26 protein-coding genes and 1 tRNA gene are annotated in these 25,545 nt (G+C 37.7%); 15 read left to right on the plus strand and 12 right to left on the minus strand.

The genetic code is table 11. The features are described from left to right. Nucleotides 1-22: 22 nt before the first annotated feature. Both DMP02_RS00320 and manD read left to right on the plus strand, forming a co-directional pair. Entirely contained in the window at nucleotides 23-811 is a 789-nt protein-coding gene (locus DMP02_RS00320; RefSeq protein ID WP_126322135.1) for an oxidoreductase, read from the plus strand. A gap of 54 nt (nucleotides 812-865) precedes the next feature. Continuing rightward, nucleotides 866-2,074, plus strand: coding sequence for a D-mannonate dehydratase ManD (gene manD / locus DMP02_RS00325; RefSeq protein ID WP_126322136.1), 1,209 nt, complete (start codon nucleotides 866-868; stop codon nucleotides 2,072-2,074). A gap of 45 nt (nucleotides 2,075-2,119) precedes the next feature. Here manD and htpG read toward each other — a convergent pair whose 3' ends face one another. The 5 genes from htpG to DMP02_RS00350 all read right to left on the minus strand — a co-directional run bounded on the left by htpG (nucleotide 2,120) and on the right by DMP02_RS00350 (nucleotide 6,962). After that, nucleotides 2,120-4,021: a molecular chaperone HtpG gene (gene htpG / locus DMP02_RS00330; protein ID WP_126323458.1), complete on the minus strand. Its 1,902-nt coding sequence runs from the start codon at nucleotides 4,019-4,021 to the stop codon at nucleotides 2,120-2,122. A 258-nt stretch (nucleotides 4,022-4,279) separates the two neighbouring features. Further along, on the minus strand, nucleotides 4,280-4,813 hold the full coding sequence (locus DMP02_RS00335) for a hypothetical protein (protein WP_126322137.1): 534 nt from the start codon (nucleotides 4,811-4,813) through the stop codon (nucleotides 4,280-4,282). A gap of 31 nt (nucleotides 4,814-4,844) precedes the next feature. Further along, on the minus strand, nucleotides 4,845-5,606 hold the full coding sequence (locus DMP02_RS00340) for a cupin domain-containing protein (RefSeq protein ID WP_126322138.1): 762 nt from the start codon (nucleotides 5,604-5,606) through the stop codon (nucleotides 4,845-4,847). 26 nt (nucleotides 5,607-5,632) lie between these two features. Next, nucleotides 5,633-6,334, minus strand: coding sequence for a queuosine precursor transporter (locus DMP02_RS00345; protein ID WP_126322139.1), 702 nt, complete (start codon nucleotides 6,332-6,334; stop codon nucleotides 5,633-5,635). Continuing rightward, nucleotides 6,285-6,962, minus strand: coding sequence for a helix-turn-helix domain-containing protein (locus DMP02_RS00350; RefSeq protein WP_126322140.1), 678 nt, complete (start codon nucleotides 6,960-6,962; stop codon nucleotides 6,285-6,287). Before DMP02_RS00350 ends, DMP02_RS00345 begins: the two co-directional genes overlap by 50 nt. 254 nt (nucleotides 6,963-7,216) lie before the next feature. On the opposite strand from DMP02_RS00350, the gene DMP02_RS00355 reads away from it, so the two are divergent. Continuing rightward, entirely contained in the window at nucleotides 7,217-7,624 is a 408-nt protein-coding gene (locus tag DMP02_RS00355) for a response regulator (RefSeq protein ID WP_126322141.1), read from the plus strand. A 244-nt stretch (nucleotides 7,625-7,868) separates the two neighbouring features. On the opposite strand, the gene DMP02_RS07175 is transcribed toward DMP02_RS00355, so the two are convergent. After that, entirely contained in the window at nucleotides 7,869-8,039 is a 171-nt protein-coding gene (locus DMP02_RS07175) for a hypothetical protein (protein ID WP_172593942.1), read from the minus strand. Between the two features lie 254 nt (nucleotides 8,040-8,293). After that, nucleotides 8,294-9,502 (minus strand): amino acid permease, encoded by a 1,209-nt coding sequence (locus DMP02_RS00360; RefSeq protein WP_126322142.1) that lies wholly within the window; start codon nucleotides 9,500-9,502, stop codon nucleotides 8,294-8,296. 430 nt (nucleotides 9,503-9,932) lie between these two features. Here DMP02_RS00360 and DMP02_RS00365 point away from each other — a divergent pair, with 430 nt between their 5' ends. Genes DMP02_RS00365 through DMP02_RS00375 form a run of 3 tightly spaced genes read left to right on the plus strand, consistent with a single transcriptional unit; the run spans nucleotide 9,933 to nucleotide 11,522 of the window. Further along, a complete protein-coding gene (locus tag DMP02_RS00365; protein ID WP_126322143.1) occupies nucleotides 9,933-10,325 on the plus strand; it encodes a HesB/IscA family protein in 393 nt (130 codons plus the stop codon). A 12-nt stretch (nucleotides 10,326-10,337) separates the two neighbouring features. Beyond that, complete coding sequence (locus DMP02_RS00370) at nucleotides 10,338-10,607, plus strand: HPr family phosphocarrier protein (protein ID WP_126322144.1); 270 nt, start codon at nucleotides 10,338-10,340, stop codon at nucleotides 10,605-10,607. A gap of 3 nt (nucleotides 10,608-10,610) precedes the next feature. Then, nucleotides 10,611-11,522 carry an N-acetylmuramoyl-L-alanine amidase-like domain-containing protein gene (locus tag DMP02_RS00375; RefSeq protein WP_126322145.1) on the plus strand — a complete coding sequence of 304 codons (912 nt, stop codon included), beginning with the start codon at nucleotides 10,611-10,613 and terminating at the stop codon, nucleotides 11,520-11,522. Between the two features lie 126 nt (nucleotides 11,523-11,648). On the opposite strand, the gene pmbA is transcribed toward DMP02_RS00375, so the two are convergent. Next, nucleotides 11,649-13,010 carry a metalloprotease PmbA gene (pmbA, locus tag DMP02_RS00380; RefSeq protein ID WP_197720783.1) on the minus strand — a complete coding sequence of 454 codons (1,362 nt, stop codon included), beginning with the start codon at nucleotides 13,008-13,010 and terminating at the stop codon, nucleotides 11,649-11,651. Between the two features lie 111 nt (nucleotides 13,011-13,121). Here pmbA and DMP02_RS00385 point away from each other — a divergent pair, with 111 nt between their 5' ends. The 5 genes from DMP02_RS00385 to DMP02_RS00405 all read left to right on the plus strand — a co-directional run bounded on the left by DMP02_RS00385 (nucleotide 13,122) and on the right by DMP02_RS00405 (nucleotide 17,411). Further along, nucleotides 13,122-13,547, plus strand: coding sequence for a rhodanese-like domain-containing protein (locus tag DMP02_RS00385; RefSeq protein WP_126322146.1), 426 nt, complete (start codon nucleotides 13,122-13,124; stop codon nucleotides 13,545-13,547). A gap of 23 nt (nucleotides 13,548-13,570) precedes the next feature. Further along, nucleotides 13,571-13,837 (plus strand): glutaredoxin 3, encoded by a 267-nt coding sequence (gene grxC / locus DMP02_RS00390; RefSeq protein WP_126322147.1) that lies wholly within the window; start codon nucleotides 13,571-13,573, stop codon nucleotides 13,835-13,837. After that, a complete protein-coding gene (secB, locus tag DMP02_RS00395; protein ID WP_126322148.1) occupies nucleotides 13,834-14,343 on the plus strand; it encodes a protein-export chaperone SecB in 510 nt (169 codons plus the stop codon). The genes grxC and secB overlap by 4 nt, the downstream gene beginning before the upstream one ends. A 6-nt stretch (nucleotides 14,344-14,349) precedes the next feature. Continuing rightward, nucleotides 14,350-15,033 (plus strand): dephospho-CoA kinase, encoded by a 684-nt coding sequence (gene coaE, locus DMP02_RS00400; protein ID WP_126322149.1) that lies wholly within the window; start codon nucleotides 14,350-14,352, stop codon nucleotides 15,031-15,033. A 128-nt stretch (nucleotides 15,034-15,161) separates the two neighbouring features. Beyond that, the gene (locus DMP02_RS00405; protein ID WP_126322150.1) at nucleotides 15,162-17,411 is read left to right on the plus strand and encodes a hypothetical protein; all 2,250 of its coding nucleotides are present in this window, start codon (nucleotides 15,162-15,164) and stop codon (nucleotides 17,409-17,411) included. 105 nt (nucleotides 17,412-17,516) lie between these two features. Here DMP02_RS00405 and DMP02_RS00410 read toward each other — a convergent pair whose 3' ends face one another. Continuing rightward, nucleotides 17,517-18,344, minus strand: coding sequence for a hypothetical protein (locus tag DMP02_RS00410; protein WP_126322151.1), 828 nt, complete (start codon nucleotides 18,342-18,344; stop codon nucleotides 17,517-17,519). A gap of 351 nt (nucleotides 18,345-18,695) precedes the next feature. Further along, nucleotides 18,696-20,060 (minus strand): TolC family outer membrane protein, encoded by a 1,365-nt coding sequence (locus DMP02_RS00415; RefSeq protein WP_126322152.1) that lies wholly within the window; start codon nucleotides 20,058-20,060, stop codon nucleotides 18,696-18,698. Between the two features lie 92 nt (nucleotides 20,061-20,152). Between DMP02_RS00415 and DMP02_RS00420 the strand changes: the two genes are divergently transcribed. Together DMP02_RS00420 and parE are read left to right on the plus strand one after the other, a co-directional pair. Next, entirely contained in the window at nucleotides 20,153-20,776 is a 624-nt protein-coding gene (locus DMP02_RS00420; RefSeq protein WP_126322153.1) for an NUDIX domain-containing protein, read from the plus strand. A 2-nt stretch (nucleotides 20,777-20,778) separates the two neighbouring features. Next, nucleotides 20,779-22,680, plus strand: a complete 1,902-nt coding sequence (gene parE / locus DMP02_RS00425; RefSeq protein WP_126322154.1) for a DNA topoisomerase IV subunit B — start codon at nucleotides 20,779-20,781, stop codon at nucleotides 22,678-22,680. A gap of 54 nt (nucleotides 22,681-22,734) precedes the next feature. On the opposite strand, the gene DMP02_RS00430 is transcribed toward parE, so the two are convergent. Next, entirely contained in the window at nucleotides 22,735-23,601 is an 867-nt protein-coding gene (locus DMP02_RS00430; protein ID WP_126322155.1) for a hypothetical protein, read from the minus strand. A gap of 232 nt (nucleotides 23,602-23,833) precedes the next feature. Here DMP02_RS00430 and DMP02_RS00435 point away from each other — a divergent pair, with 232 nt between their 5' ends. Beyond that, the gene (locus tag DMP02_RS00435) at nucleotides 23,834-24,610 is read left to right on the plus strand and encodes a hypothetical protein (protein ID WP_126322156.1); all 777 of its coding nucleotides are present in this window, start codon (nucleotides 23,834-23,836) and stop codon (nucleotides 24,608-24,610) included. Here the strand turns inward: DMP02_RS00435 and DMP02_RS00440 are convergent. Continuing rightward, on the minus strand, nucleotides 24,588-25,250 hold the full coding sequence (locus tag DMP02_RS00440; RefSeq protein WP_126322157.1) for a class I SAM-dependent methyltransferase: 663 nt from the start codon (nucleotides 25,248-25,250) through the stop codon (nucleotides 24,588-24,590). The genes DMP02_RS00435 and DMP02_RS00440 overlap by 23 nt on opposite strands. Nucleotides 25,251-25,372: 122 nt before the next feature. Here DMP02_RS00440 and DMP02_RS00445 point away from each other — a divergent pair. After that, a tRNA-Glu gene (locus DMP02_RS00445) sits at nucleotides 25,373-25,448 on the plus strand. Nucleotides 25,449-25,545 lie beyond the last annotated feature (97 nt).

Raw genomic sequence — 25,545 nt, forward strand, 5'->3', positions numbered from 1 at the left:
TTATAAAGGAAAGGAAATGTTAATGTTAAAAAATAAAGTTGTTTTAATTACCGGTTCTACCAATGGAATTGGTGCAGCGACAGCCCGCCGTTGTGTTGAGCAAGGGGCTAAAGTGATGGTGCATGGCCGTCATGAAGATCGTGCAAAAGCGTTAGTTGCAAAATTAGGCAACGATGCAGCGCATTATTTAATTGCTGATTTAGCAGATGAAAATGCTTATGCTAGCTTAGTAAACGCAACAATCGATAAATTTGGTTGTTTGGATGGCCTTGTTAATAACGCAGGTATTTATCCACGCAATAATATTGATGATGCCAGTATAGAGCTTTGTGAGAAAGTAATGCGTATCAACTTTTATGCGCCATTACTTTTGTCTAAAGAAGCCGTCAAGGTTTTTAGAAAACGGGGGAAAGGTGGGGCTATTGTTAATATAGGCTCTATGAATGCGCATTGCGGACAACCGGATCTATTGATTTACTCATCCTCTAAAGGTGCGTTAATGACGATGACGCGTAATTTAGCGGACAGTTTAGGCCCCGATCATGTGCGTGTTAACCAATTAAATGTGGGTTGGACACCAACGGATAATGAAGTGGCTTTGAAAAGACGCGAAGGATTACCCGATAATTGGCAAGAAAAAATACCCAAAGTATACGCACCAAGCGGCCGCCTATTATCACCTGAAAATGTAGCTGCCCATGTTACATTTTGGTTGTCTGATCAATCCGCACCCGTTTCAGGTGTGGTGTACGAAGTTGAACAATATCCCATTATTGGACGTAATCGCTTAAATGATTTGGTGATTACTTAATAGAGTTAGATCCTTTTACTTATTATTTATAAAAATGACTCACTGAGGTAAACGATGAAAATTCAAGAAGCTAAGGTTTTTGTTAGCTGTCCTGACAGAAATTTTGTTACATTAAAAATTACGACTGACGAAGGTGTTTACGGTGTAGGTGACGCGACGTTGAATGGTCGCGAATTAGCGGTAAAGGCTTATTTAGAAGATCTTATTCCTTGTTTGATTGGGCGGGATCCGGCACAAATAGAAGATATTTGGCAGTATTTTTATCGTGGTGCTTATTGGCGTCGAGGCCCCGTTACCATGGCGGCTATTGCAGCCATTGATATGGCTTTATGGGATATTAAAGGCAAGGTGTTAAATACACCTGTTTATAATTTGCTTGGCGGTAAAAGCCGAAAAGGCGTGATGGTTTATGGCCATGCCAATGGGAAAGATATTAATGATACGGTTAAGGAAGTTGGCAAATACATAGAGAAAGGTTATTTAGCGGTTCGTGCACAAACAGGTGTTCCTGGATTAAAAGATTCTTATGGTATTTCCGCTAAAGATAAAATGTATTACGAGCCAGCTACAAAAGGTCTACCTCAGGAATCAGAATGGTCTACCGAAAAATACCTTAACTATGTACCTAAATTGTTTAAAAAATTACGTGAAGAATATGGTGATGAGGTACATTTTCTGCATGATTCACACCATCGTTTAACACCAATTGAAGCAGCGCGTTTAGGAAAGGAATTAGAGCCTTATCATCTGTTTTGGTTAGAAGATACCGTGCCAGCAGAACTACAAGAAGGTTTTCGAATTATCCGTCAACATACCACCACACCTTTAGCGGTGGGTGAAGTATTCAATACCATATGGGATACTCATATTTTGTTTACGGAACAACTGATTGACTATATCCGTATGTCAGTGGTGCATGGTGGTGGGTTAACACACATGAAGAAAATAGCGGCTATGGCTGAAGTTTACCACGTCAAAACAGGTTGCCATGGCCCTACTGACGTTTCTCCAATTACGATGGCGGCTGCTTTACATTTTGGTATTTCAATCAATAATTTTGGTATACAAGAATATATGCGGCATACCGATAAAACGAATGAAGTATTTCCGCATGCTTATACGTTTGATAAAGGCTATCTTTACCCAGGGGATAAACCAGGTTTAGGTGTAGATTTTGATGAAAAATTAGCTGAAAAATACCCCTATGAGCGTGCTTATTTACCCGTTAATCGAAAATTAGATGGTACGCTATTTAATTGGTAAAGCATTCGATGTACTCCCCACGCAAGTGGGGAGTTACAACAATACTTAAGCTAATAAGTCATTAAGTCGTTTTACAAACGCAGCGGGATCCTCGAGATGTCCACCCTCTGCCAGAATGGATTGCTCTAAAAAGAGATGTGTCCATTCAGCAAGTCGCGCATCATCCTGCTCTTCTTTTAGACGTTGAACCAATCGGTGTTGAGGATTCAACTCTAAAATAGGTTTGCTGGCTGGAATAGATTGGCCAGCGGCTTGCAACATGCTGCGCATTTGGTTACTTAATGCATTTTGTTCGTTAACAATACAAGCGGGTGAAATAGTTAAACGTTGAGAAATACGAACTTCTTTTACTTTATCACCAAGAACTTCTTTCATTTGCTCTAATAGTGATTTGAATTCGTCTTCATTTTTTTTCTGCTCTTCTTTATTTTCTTCACCTGTGATGCCCGTGATATCCGCGTCTTTAGCGATGGATTGCAGCGTTTTTCCTTCAAACTCAGTTAAATGTGCGACTAACCACTCATCAATACGGTCATGTAGCAATAAAACCTCAATATTTTTTTGACGAAAAATTTCTAAATGCGGACTGCTGTTAGCAGAGGAATAATTTTCGGCAGTAATATAATAGATTTTGTCTTGTGTAGACGGCATGCGCGCAACGTATTCTTCTAAGCTAACGATTTGCTCAGCATTATTTAAATGGGTTGACGAAAACCGTAACAGTTTGGCAAGCGCATCACGATTATTAAAGTCTTCAGCAAACCCTTCTTTGAGCACATTTCCAAAAGAGTTCCAAAACTGTTTGTATTGTTCCGTTTGATCTTGTGCAAGATTAGCTAATAATTCTAAAATTCGTTTACTAACAACAGAACGTATATTATCAACCAGTTTGTTGCTTTGTAAGATTTCGCGTGAAATATTTAAAGGAAGGTCATTGCTATCGACTATCCCTTTTACAAAGCGTAAATAACGCGGCAGAAATTGTTCTGCGTCATCCATAATAAACACACGTTTAACATAGAGTTTTAAGCCGCGAGGTTTTTCATGGTTCCAGAGATCAAACGGTGCTTGAGAAGGTACGTAGAGCAAAGTGGTATATTCTTGTTTTCCTTCTACCTTATTATGGCTCCAAGCAAGAGGATCTTGAAAGTCATGTGCGACATGTTTATAGAATGCTTTATATTCATCTTCTTTGATTTGATTTTTAGGGAGTGTCCATAATGCTGTAGCATTGTTGACGGTTTCCCAGATGTCCTGTTCTTCGATGCTTTCATTTTTTTGCGCATCGGTTTCTGGTACGGGACGTTCCTTCTTCATATTAATCGGCAGCGTAATATGATCAGAATATTTAAGTATAATGTTGCGTAGTCGCCAATTTTCTAAAAACTCATCTTCGCCTTCACGTAGATGCAATATAATTTCAGTTCCGGGTGTGGTTTTATTGATTGGCTCAATCGTATATTGGCCATCGCCTGTCGATTCCCAGCAAATGGCTTCATCAGCCGGTAAACCAGCCGCACGTGTATTAACCGTTATTTTTTCGGCAACCATAAAAGCTGAATAAAAACCGACCCCAAATTGACCGATGAGTTGTGTATCTTGCGCCTTATTTCCCGTCAAAGAAGCTAAGAATTCTTTTGTACCCGATTTTGCAATAGTGCCTAGGTTGGCAATGACTTCCTCTCTGCTCATTCCTATCCCGTTATCATTCAGTATTAACAGGCGTTTTGCTTTATCGATTTCTATGCTTAGTTTGAGCTGGGCATCTTCTTGTAAGGCAGGGTTTTGCAGTGCTTTAAAGCGGAGTTTATCGACCGCATCGGAGGCATTTGATATTAATTCGCGGATAAAAATCTCTTTATTGCTATAAAGAGAATGGATCATGAGCTGTAATAATTGATTGACTTCTGTTTGGAAGCCCAGTGTTTGTTTTTCTGCAACGGTCATAGGGTAAATACTCTCCATAAAAGCTAGAATATACTCTCCGCACTTGATATTGGCTGTGTTACCGCTTGCTTCGCAACCCTCATGTGGCTGTTCACCTTCGCAGCGTCTTGCCGAAAATCTCATTGCTGTGAGTATAAATGGTTAAATCACCTGGCAAGTAAGGGAAATATGAGGGCAAAAACACAGATTTCAAGCGGGTCATGAGGCCAAAAAGCGAATTTTTGGCTTCAAATAGTGAATATACCATGATTTAGCAGATTATTTCAGGCATGTTAGTTTTTGTACCTCCTTAAGGATAGCCTCAGAGCCGACAGTAAACCCTAGGTCATATGTTTCTTGATAGCTGAGCTTTTCTAAAACTAAAGGATTATTTAAAATTTCAAGCGCAGTAAATTGCTTTTGAATAACGTTAGTAGCTTGAGTAATTTCAATTGTAAAAATGGTTTGTTGGCTAGAATGATCATAATGTTTCGCAATCATTTTATATTGAGCCCGACAAGGAAAAATAATCAGATTATTATTGTTATGAAAATTTTTCTTATTAGAATTACTTAATATTTTTAGTAAATCGTAAGGAGAGAGTCCTTGTAATAATTGATGATCATTAAATAACTCTGCAGCACATAATCTGAAAACTGAATTTTTCCCTACAATTTGCACTATGTAAACAGTATTTTTATTAGCTAATTCCTGGCCTATAATCCGTAAGAAAAAAGGGTGGGAATTAGCTCGCTGTATGGACTTATATTTTAATTTAGTGGTGCTTATACAGTACCTAATAAATTTTAACAACTATCACTCCTCCTGAAACGTAAATTACGCTTTAGTTAGATAAGGGATTTTTAACCGCCACATTATTTTGAGGTGCTCCCTTTTTTTCAGGTGTGTTTAGTGGTGTATCTAGTGAGAAAAACGGTGTATAGGTAATAGATTTTTTCTTCAATTCGTTAAATTCTTTTAATTGAACGTCAGGAATTAATTTTTCTATGGTTATTCTTTTTTCATCGTCTTTTTTATAAAGGAAACTTAATATTTCTAATTGTTCTTTAGTCGGATTGCTGTATAAACTAGGAGTAAATCCAGGGATGCATTCGCAGGTAACCAACGCAAAATTATCTCTGTCTTGAGCCACCGTTAAATTATTCTCTACTCCAAATAAAGTGCTTTTTTTTATTGTTAAGTATGGGTTTTTTGAATTTAAAACAACGTTATTTATTTTATCTTGAGATAGAATAGAAATAATAATGTCACAACCTGCGATCCAGCGCCAATTTTCTGTCGTATCTAATGAGTGCCAACAAGAGGTTTGTTGATCCTTCATTAAATAAAAAATACCCGTGCGATCTATTTCCCCAGTTAAATCCTCTATTTTTAAAAATTCCCTAAAAAACCCTTGTTCACTTGTTATCTTAGAAAGATCAGTTAACTTTAATAATTCAATAATTTTATCGGACAAAAGTCTTTCACCTATAGCAATATTGTTAAGGTATTGAATAAAATTTTCTATAGTTTCTTTTGTACCTGCTTTAGAGTCACCACGATCTAGTATGGATTGCATTTCAGCTATAATATATTTAATTTGCATATTTTCCTCATTAATTATTTATGTAGTTATTTAAACGGATTAAAATTAGTTTTAGTATCATAAACATCCAGTTGTTCTTCTAATTTTAAAAAGCCAGTAATAATAGAAGCAGGCCATACGCCTAACAAGGAATAAAAGACTTCTACTGAATACACAGATAAGACCATATAAGTTAATTTTGACCAATGTATATGTCCAGTAAAACCAAATAAAATAGTGACTAAAACTAAGATGAAACCACCAATGGCCGATGATCCTAAACTCCTAAGCCAAAAATGTCTACCTTTCATCAAAATTTTCCATTTAGAAATAATATAAATATTAATAAAACTGCTACTAACAACGGCTAAAATACCGGCTAATACAAAACGTAAAATAGGGTCAATCACTGCATTATAGGCAAGTTGGTATTGCCAGAAATGTGGTGAAGGCAGATGAATAATTAATTTTATGGAAAGGGCAAAAAATAATTCACAAATTAAGGTTATCCATATGATTTTTTTAGCGGCAATATAACCATAAACCTCAGCGACAATGTCACCGATAATATAGGTTAAAGGGAATATTAGCGGCGCACCGGGTAAAAGTGCTGGACCTAAAGTAATTAGTTTATAGGCTACGACATCAGCGGCTAAGCTGATTGTAATATTAACCATCCCTAAGATAAGAATATAGTAACTAATATTGCTGGGTGTCGTAGGAAGACTCTTCGTCTTTGATATTAACATGCTGTTTATTGTCTTTATAATTCATTCTAATTTGGATGACTACACCTAAGTTTTTATAATTATCGGTAAAAGGAATAATTTCAGAAGCGCAGTCAGACGTTTTTAAATACAGCTTACTTTTAAAAATTAATAGTTGATATAATTGAGGAAGCTGTAATTTTTCTTCGGTAATGATTAAAAAATCACGATTGTTAGGTGTTAAATGAGGATCAACAATTAACAAAGAGCCCGGCAGAAAATTATTCCATTGCTGTTCTTTTATAAGTAATGCATAACTATGCTGGCTTAATGCCATGTCGGTTACTAACAAGGGCGCAAAAGATTGCTTACATTTATCTTTTTGAGGATTTGATGCATTTTCCCATTCTATAATAGGCACAGTAATTTCGTTTTGTAAGCGGCTGTTTTTTTCTAGCGGATCAATACCTATAAGTTGATCTACGCTTATATTAAAATATTGAGCAATAGGAACGAGAGAGGCAACGGTTGGATTATTTTCTTTATTGAGCCGCAATCTTTTCAGCGTAGATAGAGAGACACCCGTATGCTTATGCAGTTGCTGCGTATTTATCCTTTGTTCCTTCATAAGATACTCAAGTATATCATTTAATTTATTTTCAGAAGACAATGGATAAAATCCCCTTAAGCATTTTAATACTATCTTAAATTAATTTTTATAGTTTTTAGTATAAGTTAAACTACCAGCTAAACTTTGTGCATAAAAATTATGCCAGCGATTAAAATTTTAATCAAATTTAATTTTTTGATATAAGCTGCAAATTATTTTCACGTTTAAATATTATTTTTATTAATGATTGCATAGGAGTCCATTTATGAACTATTATAAAAAATAAGATTCGTATTTTTTTAAGGGAGAATGAAATGGAAAATAAAAAAATTTTTTTATTAGTAGAGGATGATCCTATTATTCAACGCGTGCATCGCGCATTCCTGGAGAAAATGGGATTTCAAGTTGAATTAGCAGCAACAGGTGCACAAGCATTAGAAATGTTTAAATCCAGAGCTTATCATCTCATTATTTTAGATGGTGGATTACCTGATATGCAGGGAGTAGAAGTGGGAAGAAAAATTCGAAGCTTAGAAAGAGAAAATAAAACAACAAGGAAACCTATTCTATTATTAAGTGCTTATACTTCTGAACTATTAAAACGCTGGTGTAAAGAGGCCGAAATAGATAGTTTTTTAATTAAGCCCGTTGATTATAAAGATTTGCTTTTTACTTTGGAAAATTATTTTAGTAAAGGTATTTTTAGTGATAGGGCTGCTTAGTTTCTTGGTTACTGAAAGTGAAAATCCCTGAATAAGTATTGCCTTATCAGGGATTCATCGTTATATTACTCTTTGCATCTGGATTTTTTGCTGCGCTGCCACACAACTTGCAATCCTTATGTATGTCGTAGGAATGAAAGGTTGCTTATTTTCGTGGCGCCTTGCCAAAAATCCTATTGTCGAGAGTCTATTTTTGATTGTTATAAATTAATTCTGTTAGTAGAGCGTTGAACCAAGCTTGTTTTTATTTAATATTAACTAAATTAACGAAACCTGTTGAAAACTTTAAAGAAGGATCGCCCTCCTCCTTTTTTTCCGAAGCAGGCTCATGGTTGATGACACAAGCTAATATCCAAGCTACGCCTAACTCAAGCCCTGCTAATCCAACTCCGACTAAAACGCCATCTATTATCATATTCTCGTCCCCCATTAAATTGTTAAAATTTCTTCATTAACCTGTAGGTAAGCAAGCTTTTCTCTTCTAATCTTTTTGAGTTGAAAAGGTTTAAAAAGCGCGGCCCACTAGAAAAAGAAAGAACATAATTATCGTAATTCTTTGTTATTAGACACCTATTAATAGTGGCTTTTTACAATAGAAAGGGGTAGCGGGCTGAGAGGAAAGGGTTGTAAGCAGTTGGATAGGCGAGATGCAATTTAAGGCTTATAGCCTTATAGAGCTGCTTGGATGCCAAAGACTACAAAAAGGAGGCCAATAATCCCGAGAAAAAGTAATAGAGGTTTGCCTCCTTTTAATTTAAACCCCTGGGATAAAGGGGTTTTGCTATAACGCCCACGCCAGGCCATTAAAGTAGGCAATATAATAAAAAGAATAGCGCAGTAGATTCCAGCATAGCTTAATGCCCCGATGAAGGCCCCCGGATAGAATAATACGATCGTTAAAGGCGGTAAAAGTGTGGCTGCATAAACCAGAATGTTTCCTTTTCCTCGTTTTGCAATACGTAAACCATCCGCTAAAAAATCGGATAGACCTAACATGCTGGCAAGAAAGGAGGTGGCAAGGCAAATAGAGGTAAAAATTCGTGCTAATAGTGAAATAAAGCCGTTATTAAGAAAATAGCTAAGTTGGCGAACAAACTCACTCGTAGAATGCCTAGAATGTAACATATCGATGAGTCCATGCTCTCCCCCACGTGGGAGAATGCCCATAATAGTGAGGTCCCAAAATAAATAGCAAACTAATGGAATTAGGCTTCCTATCAAAATAACTTTGCGTAATTTAATAACATCACCGTGAAAGTAAGTTCGCAGGCTGGGGATAATATTTGCAAAGGTAAAAGACGTTATCATGACCGTTGCACCGCCGGTTAAATAAGCAAGGTTGCCCTCTTTGAGTTTGCTAATTGAGATAAAGGGGATAAGAAATAGAACTAAGAGTAGATAAATACTAAATTTGCTGAACATCAAGCCACGATTTACATAATCGACGTAGTGAATACCTTTATAAACGACATAACTTAAAATGCCGGTAAATAATATGATAGCAATCCAACTGGGAATATTTAGGCCCAAGCTCGTTAATAATCCAGTTAGGAAATCGCCCCCGCCTGCCATGTAAGCAGCAAGTACTGAGTAGAACAATAACAAATAGCTGATCCAAGCGATGGTTTCTCCCCATTTTCCCAGCAAAATTCTGGCCATGGTGATAATGTTGGTGTTGGCTGGCAACCATAGATTAACCTCAAGCACTAAAAAGGCGCTTGCTGTCATTACAAACCAACAAATAAACATTAATATCAGAGAGTTAATAAAACCTGTTTCTGCCGTTGCAATGGGGAGTGCTAACATTCCACCACCAACAGCTGTTCCTACGATCAGTAGAACCCCACCAATAAATTTCGTATCAATTTTATTAGACATATCAAAATGGAGATTTAAATTATATTCCTATACCTATTGCACTTTGAATTGCAGAGATGCTTTTTCAAAATACGAACGCTACATCCATTGGATTAAAGTTACCGTATAACAAAGACTTTTGTGATACAAGTATTGCAAATTAAAAAATATATATTTAGCTGAGAATAGTTGAGGAGTGGTAGTGTATTTTCACCAACAAATTATCTACATTCGGTACTTTGTTAGAATAGGCTTTTTCGGATAGATCTTGAAAAAAGTATATAGCCTGGTACCCCTCTTGCTACATGAGCCTAAGTGTCGAAGTTATAGAAGCGCATGCCTAGCGTCAGCTATAAATGTAAGTATTTTAACTACAAAATTGCGATAAAAGTGCGGATAAGCGCCAAGGCTTCTATTTTGTCCCTTAAGGTATTAGTGGTAGTATAAGCGGATGAAAGAGACAATTGTTTCTATTTACGACCCAGCAGAAGTAGAAGGGGGGCTTAGCTTAACCGCGGCTGCTAGCCTTCATATTAAAAAGATGCTTGCTAAGCAATCAGATGAAAAAAGCTTTCGCCTTAGTGTAAAGCAATCAGGTTGTTCAGGCTTTTCTTATGTCGTGGACTATGTAAAAACATTGAACACGAATGATTTACAATTTTCTATCAATGATGATTTAGTAGTGTTTGTTGATCAAGCTAGTTTTCCCTATTTAAAGGGAATCTGTATTGATTATGTGCAAAATGGGCTTAATGGATCTTTAAAATTTATTAATCCCAACCAAACGGCCGCCTGTGGATGTGGTGAAAGTTTTAGTATAGAGAAAGGAAAAATAGAGGGTTAATCTCCTCACTGTATGTTACGTAAAATTATTACAATCAATAACAAGTTGGGATTGCATGCCCGCGCTTCTATGAAGTGGGTAAAGATTGCAAGATGCTTTATTAGCGAAATTACGCTAAAGTGCAATGGCAAACAAGTGGACGGCAAGAGCATTCTAGAAGTAATGGGCTTAACGGCTAGACAAGGAAGCCCTGTGGAAGTCATCGTTAAGGGTGAAGATGAAGCAGCGGCTTTAACAGTTTTAGAAAAGCTTGTCACGGATCGGTTTGGAGAAGAGGGATGATAGGTGCCATATCGATGTTTAATATTTTTTTGCCTTTTTTTAATTTCTTTAAATAGTATCGCCAACGTTCGATTTACTGATCAAACGGCTATTCAGCTCATCAATTTAAATAAAGAAAACTCACTTCAACAGCGGATTGAGCTGCATAGTGCCGCTTTACTGGGCGCTCCTTACCAAGCGGGTGCTTTGGGTGAAGGTTTGGCGGGTGAATATGATCGAAACCCGTTATATCGCTTTGATCGCTTCGATTGCGAGACCTACGTTGATACCGTTATGGCGTTGGCGCTAGCGAAAAATTTTCTTGATTTTAAAAAAAAGATCAATCAAATTCGCTATAAAAAGGCACAAATTGGGTTCTTTCAGCGCAATCATTTTCCTAGCCTAGATTGGATTCCTAACAATAAGAAAAATGGCAGTATACGAGAATTAAGTTATTCTATTGCAGGTCAAAAAACCCGAATGTCTACGGCCTTAATAAATCGTCGTAGTTGGTATCAACACTTAGATATCGATAGAATCCAAATCCCTTATTTATCACCATTAGAAAAAAAAACTTATCTTGACGAGTTGAAAAAACGAGGTAACGCGCTTACTAATAATGAAAAAGCGAGTATTGCTTATATTCCTGTTGCTGATGTATTAAATGATTCCCAGTTAAGAAAAAGAATTCCTACCGCAAGTTTAGTTTTTCTAGTTGGCCATGATAATTATTTAAACTACCGAATAGGAACACCCATGAATGTTCTTCATATGGGTTTTGCTATTTGGGATAAGGGTCAGCTTTATCTGCGTATGGCCTCATCAAGGGCAGAAAGAGTATTAGATGTTCGATTACAAGATTATTTAAAAACCTATTTGGCCTTAGATACATTGAAAGGGATTAGTATTTGGGCTATTGAAGAAACATCTAACTAGAAACCGTCATTGCGATTGCCGCGCTTTGCTCGCAATGACAGGAAGCGCGCGGCAATCTAGAAAATATTTGTAACCTGGATGGCCGCGTTCATTGCATTCGCTTGCCATGACACTTTTTAGTTTTCGTTAAGAAGCCAAGCCGGCTATCATCATATTTTCTAGCAGAATTGAACCTGTCAAAATTGAACTTCTATGGTCGATATCATTGCCTATCCCCACTATATTTTTATACATGTCGCGTAGGTTACCTGCAATCGTAATCTCTTCTACGGGATATTGTATTTTTCCGTGCTCAACCCAAAAGCCAACAGCGCCGCGTGAATAGTCACCCGTGACTAAATTGACGCCTTGGCCCATGAGCTCAGTCACCAATAAACCTCTATCCATCTGTTTGATTAAATCTTCTAAGCTCAATTGACTGGTTTCTAACACAATATTATGTGCGCCGCCTGCATTACCGGTCGTTTGCATACCTAATTTGCGTGCAGAATAACTACTCAGCAAATAACCTTGTAAAACTCCATTAGACACTAAAGTTCTATTGCGGGTGGTGACGCCTTCATCATCAAAGGGAGCGCTACCTAAGCCTTTAAGTAAATGCGGTTGTTCATGAATCGTTATCTTGTCAGAGAATATGGGTTGGCCAAGATGGTTTACTAAAAAAGAGGCTTTGCGATAGAGATTTCCTCCTGAGATAGCAGATAAAAAATTTCCAATTAAACTACTTGCAATCTCAGCATGAAAAATAACCGGTGCTTGGCAAGTGCTTAAGCGAGTTGCATTTAAACGCTTTAGAGTAGCTTCGGCCGCTTTTTTTGCGAGTTTTTCAGTAGGATCCAGTTGGTGTGGATCACGGCTCACCGTATAACTACCATCACGTTGCATACCCTTTTTATCTTTTGCTACCAGACTACAAGAAAGACTGTGTCTAGAGCTAGGATAGCTACCGATGAAATTATTGCTATTAGCATAAAGGTAGAGGCCTTGATGCGTTGATAAAGTAACCCCTTCAGAAAGTGTGATGCGCTTATCGATAGCTAAGGCACTTCTTTCACAGTCCTTACCTAACTCAATAGCATTTTGTGGATCGATTGACCAGGGGTGGTGGAGATCTAAATTAGGTGGAGATTTTGCCAGTAGTTCCGCATCAGGAAGGCCAGAAAAGGGGTCTTCCGTTGTAAATCGTGCAATGTGACAAGCGGCTTCCACCGCATTTTCTATGGCGGCTAAACTAAAGTCAGAACTTGAGGCAGAGCCTTGTCGTTGGTCAAAATAGACATTAATCCCCAGGGATTTATTGCGATTATGTTCAATAGTTTCTACTTCATTCATGCGGACAGTAACCGAAAATCCAACATCATGTGTTATATTCGCTTCAACCTGCGAAGCGCCTTTTTTTTTAGCCATCTGTAAAATTTCGCTGAGCAGCGTTTTATAGTCTGTTTGCTTGCTCACAAAATCAACAGGACGGTCCATTTTATTAGGCATGAATTAATATTCTCTTATGAAAATGAGCAAGCAGTATAGCGAGCAGGTTTAAATTTCGCTAGACTATGTGGCACATATAGTCTTAGCACTTGAATTTAGGTTACACCCAATATGCAACAGTTCATTGAATTTAGTTTACGACACTGGGAGCTGTGGTTGGCCTTTCTAGTGATTTTAGGGTTTTTGCTTACTTTTGAGTTACATATCAAGCTGACGGGGGCATCACCCTTATCGGTGCAGCAAGCTATTTTTTTGATGAATCGAGAAGAAGCTATTTTATTAGATATTCGTGATGCGAATAGTTTCTCAAAAGAACATATTGCAGCCTCGATTAATATCCCTTTTTCCGAATTGGCACAAAAGATTAATCAACTTGATTCATACCGTGAAAGGCCTATTATTATTAACTATAGCCAAGGACAAGCCCATCATCGAGCCGCACGATTGTTAAAAAATGCGGGATTTAGCAAAATTTATCAGCTTAAAGGCGGAATAATGAGTTGGAAAAATGCCGCACTGCCCTTAGCAAAAAAGTAACTCGTGTTACATAGAGAAAATTTATGTCAAAAATTGTGATTTACACCACTGCCGTATGCCCTTATTGCAACAATGCCAAACAATTGTTGGCTCAAAAAAGATTGGATTACACGGAAGTACGCGTTGATACTGACCCAGAGAAAATGAAGAAAATGATTGAATTATCAGGTCGGCGCACCGTGCCGCAGATATTTATTAATGGTAAACCCATTGGCGGATTTGATGATTTATCTGCATTAAATGCCTCTGGTGAATTAGATGATTTATTAAAAGAAGGAAACGCTTCATGACAAACGAACAAACAAATAATGCTCCCCCAACACCAGAATTTACGATTCAACGGGTTTATGTAAAAGATTTATCCTTAGAATGCCCACAATCGCCGCAGGTTTTTCAAGAGGAATGGCAACCCGAGTTAAATTTACAATTCGCAATGAATACCAGTACGGTTGCTGAAACAATTTATGAATTAATTTTACAGATTACAGTCACGGCAACCTCAAAGGAAAAAACATTATTTTTAATAGAAATAAAACAAGCGGGGCTTTTTACTTTAAAAGGTTTTACGGAAGAACAAATTCAGCAAGTACTGAGTATCACTTGCCCTACGATACTCTTTCCTTATGCGCGTGAAGCGGTGTCTGATCTGGTCGGTAGAGCTGGGTTCCCCCCTCTTTATTTAGCACCGGTTAATTTTGAAGCCTTATATATGCAGCAAATGCAAGAACAAGGTGAAAAAGAAGGTGGTGGTACTTCTAAAAAAGCGAATTCGAAAAACTCTATTATTACGCACTAACTTTAAGTGTTTGCCATCGCGTTAACAGGGGGTATTGCCAGTGGCAAATCAACCGTGGCGCGTTGTTTTTCTGATCTAGGGGTAATGGTTATTGATGCGGATCAGATTGCACATGAAATGTTGTGCGACCCTGAGGTTCTTCAGCAAGTTATAGCATATTTTGGTCCTTCTGTTTTAAGCACAGACAAACAGTTACACCGTCCTTCCTTACGCGAGATTATTTTTTCCGATTCAAAAGCACGTGACTTTTTAGAGCAGTTATTGCATCCCTTAATCTATAAGCAAATCCAAGCATCTATTCAAACCGTTAAATCAAATTATTGTCTGGTGGTTATTCCGCTTTTATTTGAGGAAAGGACCACTCGTTTGCTTAAGGAAAAGCCAGTCTCAGGGATAACAGTTGAATTAAATCGGATAATGTTAGTGACCGCCTCCAAAGCGTTACAAATTCAGCGTGCACAACAGCGTGATCAGGTAAAGAAGGAGCAAATTGATGCTATTTTATCTGTACAGAGTTCGGTTAATGAGAGTTTCAATAAAGCAGATGACATTATTTATAACAAAACGACTTTAAGCGATCTGCGCCAATCTACCGCCAGATTTCATCGAATGTATTTAGCGTTTGCCGATGCAAAAAATATTGTTCTTGAACAATCCGCCTTTCTTCGTTATTATCTTGCCCTCAAATAAGAATGATTCTTAATATCATTTAACTAATTTACTAAAGTATCGTTTGAATTTAATTTTTTGTTAAGCAAAGCTAGCTTATTATTCAATATCGATTGCTTTATTTAAACTAAAAGCATGGGCGCCGCCCTATGAAGAAAAAAGATGCCATAAGAATATTGAAAAATATCTCGAGTGTAACCTTAGGCGTTACGCAGGTAATTGTTGACGGCTTATCCAGTGTTAGGCAAATAGGTGATTTTACTTCCGCCTCTTGGGCAAAAGGTGCTTCAGGTACTGCGAGCGTTGTAGAAGGCGAGATTTATAGAAAAAATATTTTTGAGGGCTTAGGTTTATTTAGTTTATTAAGTCAAAAAGGCTTATCAAAATATTTAATTCTACAGGCCTTGGAGACAGAATTAAGTAGGCTTAAAGAATATGAAGAAGCGTTTAAACAAAGACTACACTGTTTTTTTACTGCAGTTAAAAAAGATAGGGAAGATAAAGGGGATGCTGAGGCGTTAGATGAAATTAGGTTACTTGAAAATAGTGTTTTAGAAGAGAAAGAGGTAGATAATTTCTTTTCTTTTTTTGAAACGTTTAAAGAAAAAAGATTCGGGACGAGTAAATTTATTGAATTTTCACTCCCTGAACAGTTTAAACAATTACAAGAAGAGTTTAAACAATTAAAAGAAATAAAAAAACAAAGCACCTGTGCCTTTTTGACTAGCTATAAAGCGAATAAAACCCTATTAGAAACGGCTGAATCTTTAGGTCTAAAAAAGCCTGAAATTGAACAAGCAGAAAAACGTTTAAAAGTTTTACAAAAAATGTTAGTAGAACGTGTTTCTGATCCTAAAAAATGGGTATTTATTCCTGGTGAAGATATTAATCCTGCTTTGCTCACGAAGCTTCAAAAAGAGCTTTCTATAGGTAAAAGGAGATTATGGCCATTGCGTTTGAGTATGCTATTCAGTGCGAGCGCAGGCCTAGCAGTGGGTATTGTTACCTTTTACACATTTCCGGCGGTTCTCACGGGCTTAGGCCTTAGCTTATCCTTGACGGCTTTATCGGCAATCATATGGCCACTTGCGATCCTTGCGGCTATTTCCTATGGAATTTTAATCTATAACACCATGGCGGATTTGATTGTTAATGAAACATTGTCTAAGTGGTGGAGAGCATTAAATGCAGAAATAGGACAAGGGCATCATCCTTTGAAATATGCTTTTCGTGTTGTTACTAAAGCGTTATCGCAACTTTTTATAAAGTTAGCACAATGGTTTAGGGTAAAACCAGAAGAAAATGGGTTTGTTTATAGTTTAAGAATCATATTAAGTTTATTGATGGTAAGTTTTGCTGTGATGGCTGCGCTAACAACCGGTTATACCGCTTTTACCCAGCTACAAAGTTACTTGAGTGTAGTGGTTGGCGTTATTATTGCACTACCTTTAATGATCAGTGATTTAACATTTACTTTAAAAAATTCATTCGAATCCATCGCGTTACTTTCTGGTATTTCGCTGGCTAATTTAACGGATCCTATTAAAGAAGGCTGGAAAAAACTACAAGAACAATTAGCACGGGAAAATTATTTCCAGTTAACACTACATTTGCTTCGTTTACCGTTAGAGCTTTTACTCAGTGTTTTCAAAGCGGCGATATTTTGCTTGCATGTTATTTTTATATCCGTCGCAAGCGATAGACTTTTTAGTTTACCTTGTTGGGTAACGCTTATTTTTACAGCGGGAAGTGAATTTTTAACTGATATTTGCCCTATTTTTGGGAAAAAAGAAGCAGGAGCGGGCCATGATCATGACCATGGTGGAATTATTAGCTGGATAGCGAAAGCTGTTTTTTTTGTGCCTGCAACGATATTAGGACTTTTAAATTATTTATTTAGTCAGTTGAATCGATTATCTTCAAACCCTGAGCATAAATTAGAAGTATTAGGTTGTTGGGCAGCGATACAGCAAGAATGGAATCAATTCGATATTCGGCATTTGCATGAAGAAAAAGACGTTACGCAGGAAAAGACGGATGATATAAGCCAAAAGGCAGAGTTACCTAATCAAATCGTACTGCAGAAAGCGATTAAGATTTGCGATAAACAAATAGATCGTTTAGATCATGGATTTTTTAGCAGTAAACTAGCGAAGGATAAGAAGGAAATTTTTAAAAGTTGTAAAGCAACCTTTATTGAGGCCTGTGAAAAAGGAACAAACGTATCTTCTATAAAAATTGATGTAGATAAAGATGGCATACTTGCTAAGCATCGATTTTTTAATCGAGATAAGCAAACGGAATCAGCGAGGCAACTAGAAAAGATACAATATTGGCTTGCTGGTCGCAGCGCAGCAACCAGTAATCACAATGCTTCTGTATTAATGACAGCTGCTTAAAGGCATTATCTTGCGAGTTTCAGGTGGGTAAATAGAAAAGGTTGCAATGAGTTTTCTTTGTATATAACTCATTGCAACCTTGCTTTTAGCTAGAAGTTTATGACCTTAACGGGATGGGGCTCTACTAAAAGCATCTTTAATATCAGGCCCTGTATTCGCAGGCTCGTCATTACAGCCCGGACTATAGGGTGCGCTAGGGACTGGTGCTTTAAGAGTACCAAGATCGTTAGTAGGTGGTCGGCTTATCTTTTCTTGTTTCCCGGCTGCAAGGACTTTCGTGATTGTGTCACAGTTTTCTTTAGTAGTCACAACAGTTGGTAATGCCTCATTCCTTTTCTTTAAGATATATCTTGATATAACGTGAGATATACCTGTTAATGAAATGGTTGCTACTATAGTGGAAGCTACGAGCGCAGCATTTGTGCTAATGAATTTCACTATAGATGCCGCAGTAGGTGCAAAGGTGCCTATGCCGAAGATAATAGCTGCAGCCACTGCGGCAATTGCTATGGTAGTTACACCAAAAATAAGTAGGCCAGAAACTCTTTTGGAAATATGAGCTATCCATACTAAGAACTTATGATAAGCGTTATATTTATTAGCATGATTTTTTTCAAGCGCTATTAATGTATTTAAAATATCTTTTTTTATAATTTCTACGATTTCTGGTATTTTTTTTTCTTGTCTATCGCTTCTATCAATTTTTTGTATGGAAGGGAATAATTTTTTAAAGTCGTCTTTGTTGGGTAATGTAGACTTAACAGAGCCCCACGTTGAGCTATCACTCTCTGAATAGGTATAAACAAATCCGAGATCGAAGCTACCGTTTCTCTTGCTTAAATTCAATGTATTTTCAATTTTTTCTAAATATCGCTGACCGTCTGGGCAGAGCGCCTTTATATTTTTTATTACACCATTTTGAATTTCTATCATCTGACTATAACCTTTTCTTTTTTGTTATTGTAAACATTAATTTTTAGATCATTTTTTATAAATAATCATAAGCTTGACAGTCTATATCATAAAACTTAAAAAATCATTAAATACGTTTTAGGGCTAATGAAGCTTTCAGGCTAAGCGCATTATAAATCACTGAGAAAACCAAATTTCTCATATTAATTTATGAGTCTATATAGGATAGATGTTGTAATTTTTTAAAAAAATAGGATTTTTATAAAAATTAAAATTTAACAGGGAGTATATTTAAGAAACTCTTAAGAAAAAAGTTGGCTGATAATTTAGCGGGTGGTTTTTGTGGTTATCTCTATGAACTATCAATATATCCTAAGAATTTTTTCGTAGCCATTGATTAATCTGTTGTAAATCGTCTGGCTTTAGAATGCCGGCTTCTTGTTTAAGCAATAAGCTATCCAGTAAATAGGTATATTGGTCACTGGCTGCGTTGCGTTTCGCATCATAAAGATTTTGCTGGGCAAGTAATACATCGACAATGGTACGTGTTCCTGCAGAGAAACTTTCTTGTGTGCTATCTAAAGAGAGTTGGGCTGATTTAATGGCTTGGCGCTCTGCTTTAATTTTGCTGATATCCGCTAATACATCGTTGTACTTTTGTCGTGTTGTGACTATGACTTGTCGGTATTGATTATCCAGGTTAGCACTGGCGGTTTGAAAATCATATTCTGCTTTACGTGTATTGGATGAAACAGCTCCGCCTGAGAAAAGCGGCACATTCAGTTGTAACCCAACAACAGCGCTATTTCTGTTAGTTGTTCCGATGTTGAGGCCATCATCTCTACCATAACTTCCTACTAAGTTAACGCTAGGTAAATGTCCAGAGGCTTTAACTTTAATGTTATCGCGAGCTGCTGCCATTGCATAACGACTTGCCATGAGGTTGAGGTTATAATTGGTTGCGGTGCTGATCCATTGTTCAACATTCGCTGGTTGAGGCGATAATAATGGCAATACCTGCTTAAATGTATTCAAATTAGCATAAGTTTGCCCGGTTATTTGGCGTATGGTTTCTTGGCTATTGCGTAATGCATTTTGCACAGTAATTTCAGCCGCTATGGACTTGTCATAAGCGGCTTTTGCTTCATAAACGGTCGTAAGCGCATCCAGGCCTACACGTACGCGTTCTTGAGCTTGCTCTAATTGTTTGGCATTCGCGGTTTTTTCTGACTGGGCTAAGTGTAAATTATCTTGGGCAAGCAAGACTTGAAAATAAGCGTTGGCAACCCGATAGACAAGTGATTGTGCGGCAGCGCCAAGCGTTGCATCGGCCTGTCTAGCTGTATTGTTAGCTTGTTTGACTGCAAGCCAATCGCCTATATTCAATAAGGGTTGGTTAATAGAAATGCTATAGCCTCGAGATGGAAACTGACTGACCCCCAGCGGGTTTCCAGGCGCAGCTTGGGTAATGTTTTGATAATTAGACGTTAAATTAGCTTGCCCGTTAATAGAGGGTAATAAAGCGGCTACACTCTGAGGAATAGCTTCTCGAGTAGATAGCCGGGTTGATACAGCGGCTTGATAAACCGTATCATTTTTTACAGCAGCCTGATAAATATCGACCAAATCGGTGGCAAAACAAGGCTTTAGAATAGCGAAAAAGAGCGTAAACCCTAACAAGAGTTTAAAAATTAGGGTCGGGGTTTGTTGATAGAGCCTGGCTTGTAGAATACGCATGATTATTTTTATTATTAAATAGGGGGTCTAGACTGTCTAATATTTGTCCAGATGATTTATTATGCCACGTCTAGTGGCCAGGAAATAGTACTATGCAGCCAAATTTTACGAGTAAAGATGTCAAGATATTGGAACAACGACGTGTTTATCAGGGTCACTTTCAGCTTGACTGTCTAAAGCTGCAATATCGTCTATTCAATGGTGGTTGGGGTAAACCTGTCTTTAGGGAGGTCTTTGAGAGGGGGGACGCGGTAGCCGTTTTACTTTTTGATCCACAGCGCGATCAACTGGTTTTGATAGAACAGTTTCGTGTCGGTACGCTGAAAAAAACGAATAATCCCTGGCTTATTGAAATTGTGGCCGGTGTGATGGATGCTGAAGAAAGTGCTGAGCAAGTGGCAAAACGAGAAACCAAAGAAGAAACAGGACTTAGCTTGCATAATTTATTTCCTATTTCTCATCACTGGGTGAGCCCTGGTGGAAGTACGGAGCGAATTTATCTGTTTTGTGCGCAAGTCGATTCGAGTCTAGCGCAAGGGATACATGGTTTGGAAAGTGAAGGCGAAGATATTCGTTTACATCTTGTACCTCTCAAAGAGGCTTATAATTTGGTTAATGAAGGGAAAATTGATAATGCAACGACTATTATTGCGTTACTATGGTTGCAGCAAAATGAACAAAAGGTCAGAAAAGCCTGGTTAACTAACGTGGATTAATTATGAAATCATCTTCTTCCTCAAAACGCTATACCGCTGAAGCCATTGAAGTATTAAGTGGTCTTGATCCTGTTAAGCGACGACCGGGTATGTATACCGATACCTCTAGGCCAAATCATTTAGCGCAAGAAGTGATCGATAATAGTGTGGACGAAGCGGTTGCCGGTTATGCAAAACATATTGAGGTGACTTATTACCCCGATAATTCTTTAGAAGTGAGAGATGATGGTCGAGGAATGCCAGTTGATATTCATCCAGAGGAAAAAGTAACCGGCGTTGAATTAATTTTGACCCGTTTACATGCGGGTGGAAAATTCAATCATAAAAATTATCGTTATTCGGGTGGTTTACATGGTGTTGGTGTTTCTGTTGTGAACGCCCTGTCAAGTCGTTTAGAGGTCATGATTAAACGAGATGGTTTTATTTATCAAATGCAATTTGAGCATGGCAATAAAAAATCACCTTTAAAAAAATTAGGACGTACCAATAAAGCAGAAACGGGAACCACCATACATTTTTGGCCAGATAAGCCTTATTTTGATACCGAAAAATTTTCTGTCAGTCGTTTGAAACATAGTTTACGGGCTAAAGCGGTTTTATGTCCGGGTTTGCACGTTACGTTTAATGATAAACACAGTAATAAAAAAGAAGAATGGTTCTATGAAGAAGGCGTTATCAGCTATTTAAAAGAAAATTTACGTCAATATGATTATGTGCCTAAAGAACCGTTTCATGGGCACTTTGCTGCAGAGAACGAAGAAGTGGATTGGGCGGTGTGCTGGCTGTTAGAAAGTGGTGAAGGCTTGATGGAAAGTTATGTGAATTTAATCCCCACCATTCAAGGTGGAACACATGTCAATGGGTTACGTACTGGCTTATTGGAAGCAATGCGCGAATTTTGTGAGCTACGTGATTTATTACCACGTAATTTAAAGCTAGCACCCGAAGATGTATGGGAAGGCTGCCATTATGTGTTATCCGTTAAATTACTGGAGCCACAATTTTCAGGTCAAACCAAAGAGCGGCTTACTTCACGCGAATCGGCGAGTTTTGTCTCGGGGGTTATAAAAGATGCGTTTAGCCTATGGTTAAATCAGCATGTGACAGAAGGTGAAAGCTTAGCAGAACTGATGATAGCGAATGCGCAAAAGCGGTTGCGTACCAGTAAGCAAGTAGTACGTAAGAAAATACTCAGCGGCGCCGTATTACCTGGAAAGTTAGCCGACTGTACGCAAACTGACTTGAGCCGTACCGAATTATTTTTGGTTGAAGGTGATTCAGCAGGTGGATCAGCAAAACAAGCACGCGATAGGGATTTTCAGGCCATTATGCCGTTACGAGGAAAGATATTAAATAGTTGGGAAGTCGCCAGTAATCAATTGCTGAGTTCACAAGAAATTCATGATATTACCGTTGCCGTGGGAGTTGATCCAGGTTCTGCGGATTTAACCGGCTTGCGTTACGGTAAAATTTGTATTTTAGCCGATGCGGATTCGGATGGGTTACATATTGCTACCTTACTCTGTGGTTTGTTTTTAAAGCATTTTAAACCGTTGACTGTACAAGGGCATGTTTATATTGCGATGCCACCACTCTACCGTATTGATATCGGCAAAGAAGTTTATTACGCCTTAGATGATACAGAAAAACAATCTATTTTAGATCGTTTATCTGTAGAAAAGAAAAAAGGAAAAATTAGTGTGCAACGATTTAAGGGTTTAGGTGAAATGAATCCCTTGCAGTTACGTGAGACGACTATGGCACCTGATACAAGACGTCTTGTTCAATTAACCATAGATGGTGAAAAAGAAACGATTTCTTTAATGGATATGTTACTTGCTAAAAAGCGAGCAGCCGATCGTAAAAACTGGCTAGAGAAAAAAGGTGATCGCGCAATAGTGTAAAAATAATCTGCCTTGGTGCAGTTGGTTGAGCGTCCAAGGCAGAACCATAACTTTTTAACGGTTTAAGGGATTTAATGTATAATAAAATGGGTCGTTCGGTCCCTGGTTATCAACAACATCTTCCCCATTATGTGGGGGCGGATTATTTTGTTTTCGGTTTCCGACGACGAACGTAGGGGCGTGTGTTGTTTGCAGCGGAGCCGGGCCTGTATAAGAAGGACTCTTCGTTGGTGTTATGCTCTGATCCATTGCGCGATCAAGCGAATCGATATTCCCGTTGGTCTGCTTCTCAGCCTCATCTAAGGCATGTTTTGCGTTGCGCTTGCTACTAACAGCTTTCCATGATGTGAGGAAGAGAGTCGACATTATCGCGACTAGGGCGGCACCTACAATGATCGGGTTAGCCATTGCTAGGGTTACTACGGGCATAATGATAGGCATGATGACAGGTAATGAGATATAGCCATTTGTAATTAAAGCGGTTGTAGCGAGTGCAAAGAACGTAGTACCGAATATTCCGATAGTTAACTTTTTTAAGAAATTAGCGAGGGTTCTGCGTCTATTAAAAGTGCTTTGGCATGATTCAAGGTGTTTTTTCTCTTTCGCTTTTATTTTAGTTAAAACCCTATCTTTTATGCGGGTTACTACTTCTGATATTTCCATTTCCTGCCTCTTTTTGGTGCAGACATCTTTTATAGCACGGAATTTTTTTTTGAGTGCCTCTTTTATGTCTTTGAATTTCTCCTTAGCATCTCCCCATTTTTCATCAGCGCGCACATTATATGTATATAAAAACCCAATGTTAAATTGATTAGGCTTGTTATCTAACTTTAAGTCTTCTGTAAGTTCTTTTAAATATTTTTGACTTTCTGGGCTGAGTTTATCTATGTTTTTTATCACGCCATTTTTAATTTCTATCATATTCGATACAACCTTTTTATTATTAGCAGTAAATATTATATTTCAGATTATTTTTTTAAAATAATCATGAGCTCGACAGTCTATATTATAAAACTTAAAAAATCATTAAATCCTGAAGTGTGCGCTAAGTATTTTTCTTTTCGGTGAAGACTCTCAGCAGAATTTTCTTAATACTGCCTTAATAATTATTCAATATATTTATATCTCTTTAATATATAAATTAAATATAAAAATGAATAATCAATTAAAGGGCCAAGATGTTTTATATTGCTTGTTTGGTTTGTTAATTAGACAGCAATCGTATGTTTATCTTGATTATTCGGCAATAGATAAGGAAATAACCCCGAATAGATTCGCTGGCGTATTAGAGAGTTTTCCGGTAAATTCTTTTATAGAAAAAGCTTACGCTAGTGGTAATTTAGTTGCTAAACTTTTAGTTAAAGATTTGTTTAAAAATCAATTAAAAAATTTTAATAAAAGAGTGTCCCTTGATCAAGAACAGTCTATTTTGATTCATAACTTGCCCGCTATTTTAGATTTTTTGGGGTCATTTATTGGGTTAAGCAGTGGCAAGACAGTAAATAAATTATTGGCTTTAGTGGATGAATCAACGCTTAGAGATTTTCTTATTGAGAATCCCGAAGTAGCGAAAGAAATAGTCGCTTTATCAGTAATCAATATGTTTATTCATACCATACTTCCTCTTTGTGCGGAGCTAAAAAATACTTATATTGGAAATCATGCGTTAAATATTTTTAAAGCGTATCTTAAACAGTGGCCCTTGTTTCTTAGATCGTCGCCTTCTTCGCTACAAGCATTTTTTTCTGCACTTAGCGTTAGTATCAGTAAGTCTGTATCGAACGGTTTAACAAAGGTGGTTGATACAGGTTTTGCCTTAGCGGCAAATAGGCCAACTTTTTTTAGAGGGATAGCGCTTGATGGGGCAGAGAAGTTATGCCAGGTAGAGGCGAAAGTGGCGATTAGTGCTAGCGTTTCTGGACCAAGGTAATTCCATCACCTAACGGTAAAAGACTCATGTTCACACGTTCATCCTGATAGATCATGGTATTTAACTGACGGATAGCTTCTGTTTGTTTGTCATGGTTTTTTGGATCGGCAACCCGGCCGCTCCAGAGCACATTATCGATAAGAATGAGGCCGCCTGGGCGGACTAAGGCGAGAGAGCGTTCATAGTAATGGGTGTAGTTGCATTTATCGGCATCGATAAATGCAAAATCAAATGTATTCGAGGCGCCTTGTTCTATTAATTGATCCAGAGTCTGCAACGCGGGTGCTAACCTGAGATCAATTTTTTGCTCAACGCCGGCCGTTATCCAAAAGCGTTTGGCGATAGCGCTGGTTTCAGTGCTGATATCACAAGCTATTATTTGGCCATTATCGGGCAATGCTAAGGCAACGGCGAGTGAGCTATAGCCGGTATAAACACCTATTTCTAAGGTTTTTTTTGCGCCTATCAATTCGATCAGAAGTGCCATAAATTGCCCTTGCTCCGGAGAGATTTGCATCACAGACGAGGATAATTGGGCCGTTTCTTCACGTAAAGATTTCAAAATGGTGGGCTCGTGTAATGAAACTGAGAGCATATAGTTATATAGCGAGGGTGTTAAATTAAGGGTTTTGCTAGACACAGTTATGATTTATTAGTTGCAATTAGAAATGCTATTCTAGCATAGTTCGATAAGAGCATATTTTAATCATTGACATTCCAGTCAAGCGCAGCCAAAATAGCCACCCTTACCAGAAAAGCCAGGTCCCCATCGTCTAGAGGCCTAGGACACCGCCCTTTCACGGCGGTAACAGGGGTTCGAATCCCCTTGGGGACGCCAAATAGGCATGATCTACGTAACAAGTTTCTTATTGTTTACTTTTCTTCTATTAATTTTTTATTCAAGACAATTGCCAATGTGTTGTTAAGAATAATAT

The sequence above is a fragment of the Candidatus Rickettsiella viridis genome (genome assembly GCF_003966755.1).
Lineage (GTDB): Bacteria > Pseudomonadota > Gammaproteobacteria > Diplorickettsiales > Diplorickettsiaceae > Rickettsiella_B > Rickettsiella_B viridis.